The following is a 13,127-nucleotide window of genomic DNA, read 5'->3' as shown; positions in this document are numbered from 1 at the left end:
GCAACCTCGTTTTTTTCAACTTAAATTCAACTTATAAAAGTAATTAGCTTGTTTTTTTGAAATGATTTATTTCAATGTATATTTTGCTCCGATAAAGAAAGTCTGTGGTCGGCTAGGTCCATATATATACCCTGCGTCTCTCAAAGCTCCTCTATCAAAATCTTTTTGGTACGAATTGAATATATTTTGCACCCCTGTATAGACTTGAATACAATTGTCTTTAATATCAAAATCGTAAGCTAATTTCAAATTCTGCTCAAAGAAAGAAGGGGTATTTTTTACAACCGTTTTTTCCGAATCAGCATCAATTACATGCGGCACATCCATTTTTCCTGTATACACTCCTGAAAGAGAAAGTGTAAGAGTTGCTACAGGATTGTAATTTACAGTGTAGTATCCGTATAGTTTAGGAGTACGCAACATATTTTTAGTAGTAATTACTTCTGTACCATCTTCCGAAGCCCATATTTCCTCATCTTGTGTATAGACAGCTTTTTGTAATGTACCTCCTAATTGAAGATTTAATTTTCCTGAAAAAGCTAGATTTGCTTCTATATTTGCTCCCATTACTTTAGCTCCTGCACCATTTCTTTTGGTAAGTACAGAAATTCCACTAGGTGTTTCGTAAGCATCTGCTGTAATAAAGACATCGTTTAATTTAGTATAAAATCCTTCCAAAACTATGTTTGCTTGAGTATTTCCAAATGGCTGGGTATAGTTCAATGAGGCGTTTATAGAATTAGATTTTTCTGTCTTCAAATCTTGAGAAAGTTTTGTAAAAGAAGCAGATCCTCCCACTGTTTCTATATGCAAATCTTCATCAAATGCTTGTGGAGCTCTATATCCTTGCGAATAAGAAGCTCTTGCTTTCAGATTGTCTGTTATTGCATACATAGCAGTTAGTCTTGGTACAAACACATTGAGTTTCTTTTTATCCTTAAAAGACTCTACATCCAAATTGTAAATTCCGTTTATATTTACATGATCGTAACGAGCACCCAATAGGAAATTTAGTTTTTCAGTAGGTTTTATTTCTAATTGTGAATACACGCCTAGTGTACCCACTTGTTGATCTATAAGCCTATTGTACCCTGGCATTTGATCTTTCACATCGTTGTACTGATATTCTGTTCCTGACAACAAGAAGAATTTTTCGTTGAAATCATAAGAATATTGAGCACCTCCTACAAGAGACAAATCTTTCGATTTTCCATAAGCATTGATAGCCAACAAATCCTCTTCTGAAACGGCGTCACCTTCCGCTAATATACGACCGCTACCTCCGTAATAGCTTTTTCTTTTTGCGGTCTGTGCTGAGGTGTAAATAGAATATTTGTGTTTTAAATCTTGTGAATATTTTTCAAAAGAAACGGCACCTCCCAATATTTTATGATCTAGCTGTTCTGTAATATCGGTTTGATGAGGAGGTAAATCAAATTTATTTCCACCTCTTCTAAATTCATTTATATTGAAAGCATTTATTTTTAATTTACTCAATTTCGAAGTATTCCAAAAAGCATCGAATCCAAAAGTACTATTTTGCAATTGCGTCATTTCAGAGAAATCATCGCCATTAGCATCCCAAGGCTTTCTATCTCTGTTATAGGCATAAAAGCTCATTCCTTTATTATAATCTTCGCTTACAATGCTTCCGTTTACATTAAGCGTACGATCTGGTGTTTTATAATTAGCAAACGAGTAATTGGTTCCTATAGAAAAACTATTGCTCATAGGGTCCTTTGTAATAATATTTATAGTACCAGCTATTGCATTACCCCCATAAAGAGCCGATCCACCGCCTCTTACTACTTCTACACGATCTATCATACCCGTTGGCAACATATCTAAACCATAAACTCCCATCAAGGCAGAAAAAATCGGACGACTGTTGATAAGTACTTGTGAATAAGGACCTTCTAATCCATTCATACGAACTTGAGTAAATCCACAATTTTGACAATTGGTCTCCAAACGCAATCCTGGAGTAAAGTTTAGCCCTTCTGACAACGCTAGCGATTGGGTAGTCTCAAATGTTTTGCTGTTGATACGACTTACAATTACTGGCGATTTATATACAGGAACTTCGCTTCTTGTAGCGGTAATCACAATATTGTCGAGTTCTAAATAATCTTGTATAAGTTCTAAAACTACATTAGCCGTTTCGTTTTCAGAAACATTAATTATCTGATTATCTGATTTATAACCTTCCAAACTTACCATAATCGTTTGTTCGCCTACTGGAATGTCTTTTAGTTCAAAAACTCCTTTGTTGTTGGTTTTTACTTTAACCATACTTCCTTTTAGGCTAATGGTTACCCCTTGTAATACTCCTTCAGACGAGTTGATAACTCCTTTGATATTTCCTGTTTGTGCATTTACACAAATAGAAGATACTACAAATACCGTACTTAATAATTTTTTCATCATAAACTAAATGTTTTTTCTATTTTGTTTAACTAAATAAAAATAAATATACTTTTTAAAATTAAAATTAGATATGCAAAAATAATAATCTTTATTTAATTTCCAAAACATCATACATAAAAATTAGACAAGACTAATTTTTATATTTAGAAACAAAAAAAAAGCTATCCGAAAAACGAATAGCTTTTTTCTAATAATCTATAAATATTAAGCCTCTATATATGCTTCGATTGGAGCACATGAACAAACCAAGTTTCTATCTCCATACGCATCGTCTATACGACGTACTGATGGCCAAAACTTATTTTCTGCTATGTACTCCAACGGATACGCTGCTTGTTTGCGAGAATATGGTTGTTCCCATTTTTCAGCTGTTAGCATAGATAATGTATGAGGTGCATTTTTCAATACATTATTTGTATCCTCGGCTGTTGTGGCTTCAATTTCTTTTCTAATTGAAAGCATTGCATCACAGAAACGGTCTAATTCTGCTAAATCTTCTGATTCTGTAGGCTCAATCATTAGCGTTCCTGCTACTGGAAACGAAACAGTAGGTGCGTGGAATCCATAATCCATCAAACGTTTTGCAATATCTGTTACTTCAATTCCTTTGGCTTTGAACATACGGCAATCTACAATCATCTCGTGAGCGGCTCTTCCGCATTCTCCTGTGTAAAGAATTTCGTATCCTGTCTCTAAACGAGCTTTCATATAGTTGGCATTCAAAATCGCCATAGATGTTGCTTGTTTCAATCCGTCTGCTCCCAACATTGAGATGTATCCGTAAGAAATCAAACATACCAACGCTGAACCGTAAGGTGCTGCCGAAATGGCTGTAATTGCTTTCTCTCCTCCCACTTTTACGATTGGATTGCTTGGCAAAAATTCTACCAAGTGCTCTGCCACACAGATTGGACCTACTCCAGGTCCTCCACCTCCGTGAGGAATTGCAAATGTTTTGTGTAAGTTTAGGTGGCATACATCAGCTCCAATTCTTGCTGGATTTGTCAATCCTACTTGAGCGTTCATATTGGCACCGTCCATATATACTTGTCCTCCATTTTCATGGATAATGTTTGTAATCTCGATAATCGATGACTCATATACTCCGTGAGTTGATGGGTATGTAATCATAGCACAAGACAATTGATCTTTGTATTGCTCTGCTTTTGCTCTCAAATCTTCCACATCGATATTTCCTTCTACAGTTGTTTTTGTAACTACTACTTTCATTCCAGCCATAGCTGCAGATGCTGGATTTGTTCCGTGTGCAGATGCTGGAATCAATGCGATATTTCTGTGTCCTTCTCCTCTAGACTCGTGGTAAGCACGGATTACCATCAAGCCTGCATACTCTCCTTGAGCTCCAGAGTTTGGTTGTAATGTGGTACCTGCAAAACCTGTGATTACATTCAATTGGTTTTCCAATTTTTTCAACATAGTCAAATATCCTTCTACTTGATCTACAGGTGCAAATGGGTGAATATTATTCCAGTTGGCATTGTTTAAAGGCAACATTTCTGCTGCTGCGTTCAATTTCATAGTACAAGATCCCAAAGAAATCATTGAGTGGTTCAATGCCAAATCTTTCCTCTCTAATTTTTTGATGTAACGCATCAATTGAGATTCTGATTGATATGTATTGAATACATCGTATTCTAAAAATTTTGAAGTTCTCTCTAATTGCACAGGAATCAATGCTTCTTGAGACAATTCTGTAATTGTTTCAAAAGATTTTCCAGCTGCTTCTGCAAAAATTGCTACTACATTGTTTATATCTTCCAATGAAATGGTTTCGTTTACAGAAATGCTTACCAAATTTGCATCTACATAATAAAAATTGTATTTTTTTGCTTCTGCAAGGACTTTGATTTTTGCACTATCAGCTTTTACTAAAATTGTATCGAAGTATGCATCGTTTAGTTGCTCGTAACCCAATTTTAACAATTCAGTTTCGATAGTAACTGCTTTTGCATGTAAATCGTTCGCTATTTTTCTCAAACCTTGTGGTCCGTGATATACCGCATACATTCCAGCCATTACAGCCAACAATACTTGAGCTGTACAAATGTTTGAAGTTGCTTTTTCGCGTTTGATGTGTTGTTCACGTGTTTGTAGTGCCATACGCAATGCACGGTTTCCGTTTGCATCTTGAGAGACTCCGATGATACGACCTGGCATAGAGCGTTTGTACTCTTCTTTTGTTGCGAAATAACCTGCGTGAGGTCCACCGAAACCTAGAGGAATACCAAATCTTTGTGTAGTACCTACTACCACATCAGCTCCCATTTCTCCTGGAGATTTCAAACGAGCCAATGATAAAATATCCGCTGCTACTGCAACTTTGATATCTTTTGTATGTGCTTGGTTGATAAAATCTTCGATGTTGTATACTTGTCCTGTTTTTCCAGGATATTGAAGGATAGCTCCGAAAAATTCTTCAGAGAAACTAAACTCTGTGTGGTTTCCTACTACCAATTCAATTCCGATTGGTGTAGCACGAGTTTCTAAAACTGAAAGTGTTTGAGGTAAAACTTCTTCTGACACAAAGAATTTTACTGCGTTGTTTTTCTTTTGGTCTTTGGTACGAACATCAAAAAGCAAAGCCATTGCCTCTGCTACAGCAGTACTTTCGTCCAACAAAGATGCGTTTGCAATTTCCATACCTGTCAATTCAATTACAGTTGTTTGAAAATTCAACAAAGCCTCTAAACGACCTTGAGCAATTTCTGCCTGATAAGGAGTATAAGCAGTATACCATCCTGGATTTTCAAAAATATTTCTTTGAATAACGGCTGGAACGATTGCCTCGTTATATCCCAAACCAATCATCGAACGGAATACTTTGTTTTTAGCTCCCAATTCGTTGATATGAGCAAGGTATTGATATTCTGTCATCGCTGGATCCAATTCAATGTCTTTTTCTAAACGAATTTTGTCTGGAAAAGTCTCGTAAAGTAATTGATCCATATCTTTCACACCAATGGTGTCGTACATGTGTTGGAGGTCAGTAGCTCTTGGTCCAATGTGGCGTAGAGCAAAAAAATTTGTTTTCATTGATATCTATTTACTTAATCGTATTATAAAATGCAAATTTACATTTTTTTATTTCAAATTACAGCGAATGTACATTAAAAAAACATTGGAGTTTCAACATATCATCAACCGATGATTTTAATTATTGTTTTTCATTTTTTCAGACAAATACACTTTTTTTAGCAAAAAAAATGCAAATGAAAGAAAGTCATTTGGCTTTTGAATCTTTGATTTTCCCCATTTGCATTTTCAATTAAATAATATTGCCTACTAAAACAATTGATACCTCACTCCTATTATTCCTCTTATCCCTTGATTGGTCCCGTAAATATAGGTAGGATCAAAGCTTAAACCATAAGGATTTTCTTTTGTTTTTACGATACTTCCATCGGGATTGTACGAAACATTTTTATCAAATGGGTCGTTGCTGTTGGCTATGAGAAACGGTACGGTTTTGCTTACAGTCCAATTGGTGAGATTTTTTACTCCGGCATAGATTTCAAAATTTTTCAATCCACGATAGGTTGCCTGTATATGATGTAAAGCAAAAGTTGACGAAACATCCCTTCTTGGGTCATTTTCACCCAAAGTTGGCAAATTCATAGGTCCTGTCAAAGTTCCTGTATAATCTAGAGTCATATTCCATTTTTTTATAGGTAAAGACAGCATCCAGTTTCCTGAAAATCGTTCTGCAAATTCCAAATGCTCCATTACTCCTTCCTCTGCTTTTTGTACATTTTGCCATGTTCCACCTATTAAAAATTTCATTCCGTTGGGAAACGAAATATCTACATTAGCACTCACTCCTTTTGATTGAGCATATCCGTCAATATTGTCATAAATAATCTTTTGCACATCTGTATCATAATCAGGTGCAATTTTGTTGGTAAAATGAGTAAACCAAGCCGAAGCATCCAATTGTAAATAAGTTTGATTGTTGAAAACCCAATTTTTTACATAACTCAAATTGGCATTCCATGAACGTTCAGGTTTCAATTCATTGGCTATAACCAATTCTCTTGCACCCGTAAGAGCGGCGTGATCTTCTGTAAACACACTTACGACACGATATCCCGAACCTACATTGCATTGAGTCGTAATACATCGCCTTTAGCAAACTCTTTTCGCAATGCTACTCTCGGTGTAAAAATTTGTCCATGTACATTGTGCTTTTCAGCACGAATTCCAGTAAAAAGTTGCCAATTTGAATCAAAAACATACGAATTTTGAGCAAAAACACTCAATAACTGGTTATTTTCCGCTTTATTGGTTGCAGGCGTATTATCGTTATAATACAAATTTCTCAAAGCTACCCCAAAAATACTTTCGTTTTTGTTCCAACTTTTTTCCCACAACCCTTGCAAATGCAACACTGTCTGATTGGCTTTGTAATAGGTATCTCCATAATACGCATCTTGATAATGTCCAATCAATGAAGTTTGCAATCGAATATTTTCGGTTGTAGGCAACTGATAATTTCCTAAGACCTCCCAACGATTGGTGTAAATAGATTCCCCATATATTTCATCCGTACCTCTATAATTGCGATTCCATTGCAACTCTCCACCCCAACGATCTTCATAATAATAACGAGTCATCAACGACAAATCTTTTTTTGATTTTCTATCCCATTGAAATTTCTGAAAAAAAGAAATTCGCTTTTAATTGGTCAAATCGGTAAAATTATCCTTGTTTTTATCATGCAATCCTCCATAATTAAACAAATGTATTCCAGCTAAATAATTGACTTTTTTTCCTATTTTGTTGGAAAATCCCAAATCTGTTTGCCATTCACCCCAAGACGAAATATATGAATTTACAGTATATTTTGGAGCAAACAACGGATTTTTGGTAATAATATTGATCATTCCACCAATGGCTTCCGAACCATAAATAGATGGAGCTGGACCTTTTATTACTTCAATTTTTTCTATCATCGAAAGCGGAATTCCCGACAATCCATACACCGTAGAAAGGCCACTTACCATCGGCATTCCATCAATCAAAACGAGGGTATTTGCCCCTTCCAATCCATTGATGTGAATATCCCCTGTATTACAAACACCACAATTGATTTTTGGTTGCACTCCATTGATCAACTCCATAGATTCTAACACGTTGGCAACCGTAGTTTTTTTGAAAAAATCCTCTGAATACGATTCTTTTGCAATGACTCCAGTATCAACTTGACAGTTTTTATGTATATTGATTACAATTTCATTTAAAATTTCGTCAGTTGCCAATTCAAATGAAAGCTTCTGTAAATCATTTTCAATTGTAACATAAAAATCACTTTTCAACATATTTTCATCATAAATTATGAACGAATAACCTCCTTTTTCAGTAAAATCAATTGTAAAATTTCCATTTTCATCCGTTGATATTTGTTGGTCAAGTTCAACTACATGTACAGTTGAAGAAACAGCTTCTCCTTTTTTATTAATTACTTTTCCCTGTAATTGATATTGAGAAAAGGCTGAAATAGAAATTAATGATAAAATTGAAATCAATATTTTTTTTATAATAAAACCATTTTTTTATTAATGCGATTATATTTTTAGGCAAAGCTAAAAATAAATATTTGAATCTTGATTTTTTTTTTCATATTTTTGTTTAAAAATTTAGTTCATGTTATCACATTCAGAAGAAAATTACCTAAAAGCTATTTACCATTTATCTTTGACAGAGGAAGAAGGAATTTCGACAAATTCGATTGCGTCTAAAGTAGACACAAAGGCCTCTTCGGTAACGGATATGCTAAAAAAATTGAATCAAAAACAATTGATCAATTATCAAAAATATAAAGGTGTTTTATTGACCAATTTGGGTATTCATACAGCTAAAATGATCATCCGAAAACACAGATTATGGGAGGTTTTTTTAGTAGAAAAATTAAATTTCAACTGGGACGAAGTACACGAAATTGCCGAGGAACTTGAACACATAAAATCTGAAAAATTGATCAATGCCTTGGATACGTTTTTAGGTTTTCCTAAAGAAGATCCACACGGTGATCCTATCCCTAATGCCAAAGGTAAAATACATTCGAGAGAAAAACAATTGCTTTCAGAATCAATCGAAAACAGACAATATATTTGTGTAGGTGTAAAAGATTCGTCAAGTGATTTTTTGCAATACCTCGATAGACAAAACATCGCATTAGGAACAAAAATGAAGGTAGTAAAAAAAGAAATTTTTGACCAATCAATTACAGTACTCTTTAATGAAAATGAAGTAGTATTATCAAAAATAGTAACGCAAAATTTATTTGTAAAAGAATGCTAAATGGATGTAATTTTCAACTTTTTTGAATCACTCTCTCCTGCCATTGCCGCATTATTGGCTGGATTTTTTACATGGAGTATGACAGCTATTGGTTCTGCTATGGTATTTGTTTTTCACAAACCATCAAAAAAATTATTGGATGGTATGTTGGGATTTACTGGTGGTATAATGGTTGCAGCGAGTTTTTGGAGTTTACTTGCTCCTGCTATCGAAATGAGCGAAGGTGATGGTTTTGGAAAAGTTACCCCTTCAGCAATAGGTTTTATATTAGGAGCTTTGTTTTTATTTATTTTGGACAAAACTCTACCGCATTTGCACCTCAATCACGACGAAAAACATATTGAAGGTATCAAAACACCATGGAGAAAAACGACTTTATTGGTATTAGCAATCACCTTGCACAATATCCCCGAAGGTCTAGCAGTGGGAGTACTCTTTGGCGGTATTACAGCAGGAATCCCCGAAGCCACAATAGCAGGAGCTATTACTTTGGCAATTGGGATTGGTTTACAAAATTTGCCAGAAGGCATGGCCGTTTCCTTTCCCTTGCAAAGAGCAGGAATGAGCCGAAGAAAAAGTTTTTTTTATGGTCAAAGTTCGGCATTGGTTGAACCGATTGCAGCAGTCATTGGAGCAATAGCTGTAGGATTTTTCAGTCCACTACTCCCCTACGCTTTATCATTTGCGGCAGGTGCAATGATTTTTGTGGTTATCGAAGAGGTAGTACCAGAAACCCAACAAGGCAACAATAGCGATATTGCCACCTTAGGATTTATCATCGGATTTGTTGCTATGATGATGTTGGATGTCGCATTAGGATAAAAAAAATCCAGAAAACCTATTCGTTTTCTGGATTTTTGTGTTTTTATTCTTTAAACGTCAAAATAGGGACGTATGAATGAGTATTCATTGAGTTAGACAAACTAGTTTTGAACATTTTTTCCAAAAAATTCATTTTTCTTTTTACCGTTACTAAAGCATCTACATTGTATTTATCAATTAAGAAAAACAAACCTTGCTCTACATCTTCGTTTACAGCTGTATGAAATGTTACTCCTTTGGGACCAAATTCTTCTATCCAAGGTTTTAGCACTTTATCAAACTGTTCATCCTCTTTTTTCATCACATGCAAGCACAACAATTCCGCATTGATTGATTGAGCAAAATCAACCATAATATTTAAAGCTTTTTTATTTGATTCTGAAAGAGAAGTAGCAAAACCAATAGTTTTCACACCTTCATAATGTGCCTCTGCAGGAATAGAAAGTACTGGTACCGTAACGTTTTCTAAAATACGAACTGCATTGGTACCAAAAATCTTTTTCTCCAAATTATTGGCTCCACTTGTACCCATAACAATTAAATCGATAGATTCCTTTTCAACGATATTTTCAACATTCGTAACAAACAAGCCCTCTTCCATCAAAAAGGTCATTTCCACATCACTTAAATTGCGTTTGTCTGCGATTTTTCTTAAGTTTGAAACCTCTTTTTTAAAATCTTCAAAACGATTCATTTCAATCGTTTCATATACTTCGTTGATCAATTCGGGTTGTCCTGCATGTGAGGATGATACTATAGGCATTTCAAAATGATGAAAGACAATTAATTGTGCTTTTAATTGATGGGCAATTTGTAATGCATAAATAAACGCATTTTCGGCAGTAACAGAAAAATCTGTTGGGAATAATATTGTTTTCATTGATCGTGTGTTTTTATATTTCTTCTATAAATGTACAAATTTTTTGATTATTGTAAAAATTTTTATCTAAATATTGAAAAAGATTTATTTTCAAGTAAAGTATCAATGATGAAATGTTTAGCTTTTAATCAGCTATTTAATTTTTAAGATGATAAGTTAACTTTTCTATTTTGTTTATTCAATTTGTATCGTTATTAAACTCAAGCCTAATATTTGAGAGTTTTTTATACGACTTGAATTTTAAACTTATACATAATCGCAACCCAACCTGTCAACATTATAAAAACTATACATCAATCATCTATAACATTTTATACGAAAAACATATTTTAGTTTAAAACAAATAAAAAAATATTTTTAAAAGATATAAATAAACAGAACAATTTATTTATATTTGCATTAAATAAATATGAAATGACAAAATTAAAAACACCTTCGGAAACCGTATATTTTTGTAATGGAAAAAAATGCTGCAGATACAATGATGAGGCAAAATCTTATCTAAAAAATTTGATTTGTACTTCGGGATTGGAAAAAAATGTTTCTATTGAAAAAATGAAATGTCAAGGCATGTGCAAAAGTGCCCCAGTGGTATATATAGACTCTCACAAAAAGTACAAAAAAGAAGTTACACGTAAAAAAGCTGAAAAATTGTTTGACAAATATTTAGCTGAATTAATCAAATAGAAAGTTATTTTTTCATTTTAAAAGTTGTAAATAATGATAAAATGTCGTTTTGGGAAATTTCTCTTCCTAAAATGACATTTTTTTTATATTATTTTTCATTATTTCTTAGTACATTTGTTACTTAAAATTAGAAATTATGAATTTTTTCAAACGATTATTTTCTTCTGAGAAAAAAGAAACGTTAGATAAAGGATTGGAAAAATCTAAAACTTCGTTTTTCGACAAACTAACCAAAGCGGTTGCTGGAAAATCTAAAGTAGATGACGATGTATTAGACAATCTGGAAGATGTGTTGATTACCTCCGATGTTGGGGTTGATACTACTTTGAAAATCATCGAACGCATTGAATCTCGTGTAGCTCGCGATAAATATGTAGGTACGGAAGAACTCAATAAAATATTGCGAGAGGAAATATCAAGTCTGCTGTCTGAAACCCAATCGGGCGAAGCTACCGAATTTGAAGTTCCTGCTAATAAAAAACCGTACGTCATCATGGTTGTAGGTGTAAATGGCGTTGGAAAAACAACTACCATTGGAAAACTTGCCTACCAATTTAAAAAAGCGGGTAAAAAAGTGGTATTGGGTGCTGCGGATACCTTCCGAGCGGCTGCAATAGACCAATTGCAAATATGGGCAGACCGAGTACAAGTGCCTATCGTAAAGCAACAAATGGGCTCTGACCCTGCTTCGGTGGCTTATGATACTTTGGAATCTGCGGTGGCTCAAGATACGGATGTGGTCATCATCGATACTGCTGGTCGTTTGCACAACAAAGTGGGATTGATGAACGAATTGTCTAAAGTAAAACGCGTAATGCAAAAAGTGGTGCCAGACGCTCCTCACGATGTTTTATTGGTTTTGGACGGTTCGACTGGTCAAAATGCGTTTGAACAAGCCAAACAATTTACAGCCGCTACCGAAGTAAATGCCTTAGCCGTTACCAAACTCGACGGTACAGCCAAAGGTGGTGTGGTGATAGGTATCTCTGACCAGTTTCAAATTCCTGTGAAATACATCGGTGTAGGCGAAGGAATCGAAGATTTGCAAGTGTTTAATAAATACGAATTTGTGGATTCATTTTTCAAATAATGATTTTCACGCTAATGAAATCGCCTATAAATAGATTTACGCAGATATTTTTTTGAAAAATCAAAAAAATAAAACATCTGTACTATTTGCTAAAATCAAATTTACCCAAAGTGATTTGAATTTATATCTGCGTGACACAAAAAAACAAAAAATGAAAAAAATACTATTCGCTTCAAGTATCATTGCTTTTGCCTCATGCACGAATACCAAAGAAGTAAAAAAAGATGATATCAAACACTTGGCTGGATTTTGGGAAATTAGCTCTGTTTCGACCGAATCAAACGAAACGATTAATTACGAGGTCAATGAATTTGTCGATTATTTTCAATTGGAAAACGACCAAGGATTTCGTCAGAAAGTTTCACCAAATTTAGATGGAAGTTTTCAATCCAACTCAATGAAAGAAGATTTTACTGTTGTGGATTCGTTGGGAACTTTTTACATCAAATACCAAACGCCTTTCAACCAATGGAAAGAGGAAATAATTAAAATTGATTCTTTAAATTTTACAGTCAAAAATGAAATGGGAAATACCTATTTCTACAAAAAATTTCATCCAAAAAACAAATAAAACATGATACCTTCCAAAAAAACTTTTAATCCTGACAAAAGAGCACATCGCGAACAATCGGCTAATGATATTTTGCAAATGCTCATCAAAGGGTATCACTTGGAATCGAAATTACAAGAACTATCAATAGAAGATACTTGGAAAGAAGTTTTGGGAGTGAGTATTAGCAATTATACCGATTCTATCCACTTGAAAAAAAATGTTTTGTATGTAAAACTTTCATCTGCTGTTTTACGACAAGAACTTTCATTTGGAAAAGACAAAATCATAAAAATGCTAAACGAACATGCAGGAAAAACTATAATAAACGAGTTGATTTTTATATAAAATAA

At 34.1% G+C, this 13,127-nt stretch carries 12 protein-coding genes; 6 read left to right on the top strand and 6 right to left on the bottom strand.

Features of this window, described 5'->3' with window-relative positions; all coding sequences use genetic code 11:
• Positions 1–66: 66 nt before the first annotated feature.
• The 5 genes from AB4865_RS07980 to AB4865_RS07960 all read right to left on the bottom strand — a co-directional run bounded on the left by AB4865_RS07980 (position 67) and on the right by AB4865_RS07960 (position 7,970).
• Positions 67–2,427, bottom strand: coding sequence for a TonB-dependent receptor domain-containing protein (locus AB4865_RS07980; protein WP_372472752.1), 2,361 nt, complete (start codon positions 2,425–2,427; stop codon positions 67–69).
• 204 nt (positions 2,428–2,631) lie between these two features.
• Positions 2,632–5,481, bottom strand: coding sequence for an aminomethyl-transferring glycine dehydrogenase (gene gcvP / locus AB4865_RS07975; protein WP_372472751.1), 2,850 nt, complete (start codon positions 5,479–5,481; stop codon positions 2,632–2,634).
• Between the two features lie 249 nt (positions 5,482–5,730).
• Positions 5,731–6,516 carry a TonB-dependent receptor domain-containing protein gene (locus tag AB4865_RS07970; RefSeq protein WP_372472750.1) on the bottom strand — a complete coding sequence of 262 codons (786 nt, stop codon included), beginning with the start codon at positions 6,514–6,516 and terminating at the stop codon, positions 5,731–5,733.
• Between the two features lie 23 nt (positions 6,517–6,539).
• A complete protein-coding gene (locus AB4865_RS07965) occupies positions 6,540–7,058 on the bottom strand; it encodes a hypothetical protein (protein ID WP_372472749.1) in 519 nt (172 codons plus the stop codon).
• Between the two features lie 63 nt (positions 7,059–7,121).
• The gene (locus AB4865_RS07960) at positions 7,122–7,970 is read right to left on the bottom strand and encodes a TonB-dependent receptor plug domain-containing protein (RefSeq protein ID WP_372472748.1); all 849 of its coding nucleotides are present in this window, start codon (positions 7,968–7,970) and stop codon (positions 7,122–7,124) included.
• A gap of 118 nt (positions 7,971–8,088) precedes the next feature.
• Between AB4865_RS07960 and AB4865_RS07955 the strand changes: the two genes are divergently transcribed.
• Positions 8,089–8,745, top strand: a complete 657-nt coding sequence (locus tag AB4865_RS07955) for a metal-dependent transcriptional regulator (protein WP_372472747.1) — start codon at positions 8,089–8,091, stop codon at positions 8,743–8,745.
• Positions 8,746–9,567, top strand: coding sequence for a ZIP family metal transporter (locus AB4865_RS07950; protein ID WP_372472746.1), 822 nt, complete (start codon positions 8,746–8,748; stop codon positions 9,565–9,567).
• Positions 9,568–9,610: 43 nt separating this feature from the next.
• Here AB4865_RS07950 and AB4865_RS07945 read toward each other — a convergent pair whose 3' ends face one another.
• Positions 9,611–10,447: a universal stress protein gene (locus AB4865_RS07945; RefSeq protein ID WP_372472745.1), complete on the bottom strand. Its 837-nt coding sequence runs from the start codon at positions 10,445–10,447 to the stop codon at positions 9,611–9,613.
• A 414-nt stretch (positions 10,448–10,861) separates the two neighbouring features.
• Between AB4865_RS07945 and AB4865_RS07940 the strand changes: the two genes are divergently transcribed.
• The 4 genes from AB4865_RS07940 to AB4865_RS07925 all read left to right on the top strand — a co-directional run bounded on the left by AB4865_RS07940 (position 10,862) and on the right by AB4865_RS07925 (position 13,122).
• Positions 10,862–11,134 (top strand): (2Fe-2S) ferredoxin domain-containing protein, encoded by a 273-nt coding sequence (locus tag AB4865_RS07940; protein WP_372472744.1) that lies wholly within the window; start codon positions 10,862–10,864, stop codon positions 11,132–11,134.
• A gap of 136 nt (positions 11,135–11,270) precedes the next feature.
• Complete coding sequence (gene ftsY / locus AB4865_RS07935; RefSeq protein WP_372472743.1) at positions 11,271–12,224, top strand: signal recognition particle-docking protein FtsY; 954 nt, start codon at positions 11,271–11,273, stop codon at positions 12,222–12,224.
• A 151-nt stretch (positions 12,225–12,375) separates the two neighbouring features.
• Positions 12,376–12,795: a hypothetical protein gene (locus AB4865_RS07930; RefSeq protein ID WP_372472742.1), complete on the top strand. Its 420-nt coding sequence runs from the start codon at positions 12,376–12,378 to the stop codon at positions 12,793–12,795.
• 3 nt (positions 12,796–12,798) lie between these two features.
• Positions 12,799–13,122 (top strand): DUF721 domain-containing protein, encoded by a 324-nt coding sequence (locus tag AB4865_RS07925; RefSeq protein WP_372472741.1) that lies wholly within the window; start codon positions 12,799–12,801, stop codon positions 13,120–13,122.
• Positions 13,123–13,127: the final 5 nt, after the last annotated feature.

The sequence above is a fragment of the Capnocytophaga sp. ARDL2 genome, from assembly GCF_041530365.1.
Lineage (GTDB): Bacteria > Bacteroidota > Bacteroidia > Flavobacteriales > Flavobacteriaceae > Flavobacterium.
Note: the sequence above shows the minus strand (reverse complement) of the source record. Positions and strands in the feature narration are given on the sequence as shown.

Coding starts and splice junctions, on each gene's coding strand:
- AB4865_RS07980 (WP_372472752.1), bottom strand. CDS start 2,427: ATGATGAAAAAATTATTAAGTACGGTATTTGTAGTATCTTCTATTTGT.
- gcvP (WP_372472751.1), bottom strand. CDS start 5,481: ATGAAAACAAATTTTTTTGCTCTACGCCACATTGGACCAAGAGCTACT.
- AB4865_RS07965 (WP_372472749.1), bottom strand. CDS start 7,058: ATGACTCGTTATTATTATGAAGATCGTTGGGGTGGAGAGTTGCAATGG.
- AB4865_RS07955 (WP_372472747.1), top strand. CDS start 8,089: ATGTTATCACATTCAGAAGAAAATTACCTAAAAGCTATTTACCATTTA.
- AB4865_RS07950 (WP_372472746.1), top strand. CDS start 8,746: ATGGATGTAATTTTCAACTTTTTTGAATCACTCTCTCCTGCCATTGCC.
- AB4865_RS07945 (WP_372472745.1), bottom strand. CDS start 10,447: ATGAAAACAATATTATTCCCAACAGATTTTTCTGTTACTGCCGAAAAT.
- AB4865_RS07940 (WP_372472744.1), top strand. CDS start 10,862: ATGACAAAATTAAAAACACCTTCGGAAACCGTATATTTTTGTAATGGA.
- ftsY (WP_372472743.1), top strand. CDS start 11,271: ATGAATTTTTTCAAACGATTATTTTCTTCTGAGAAAAAAGAAACGTTA.
- AB4865_RS07930 (WP_372472742.1), top strand. CDS start 12,376: ATGAAAAAAATACTATTCGCTTCAAGTATCATTGCTTTTGCCTCATGC.
- AB4865_RS07925 (WP_372472741.1), top strand. CDS start 12,799: ATGATACCTTCCAAAAAAACTTTTAATCCTGACAAAAGAGCACATCGC.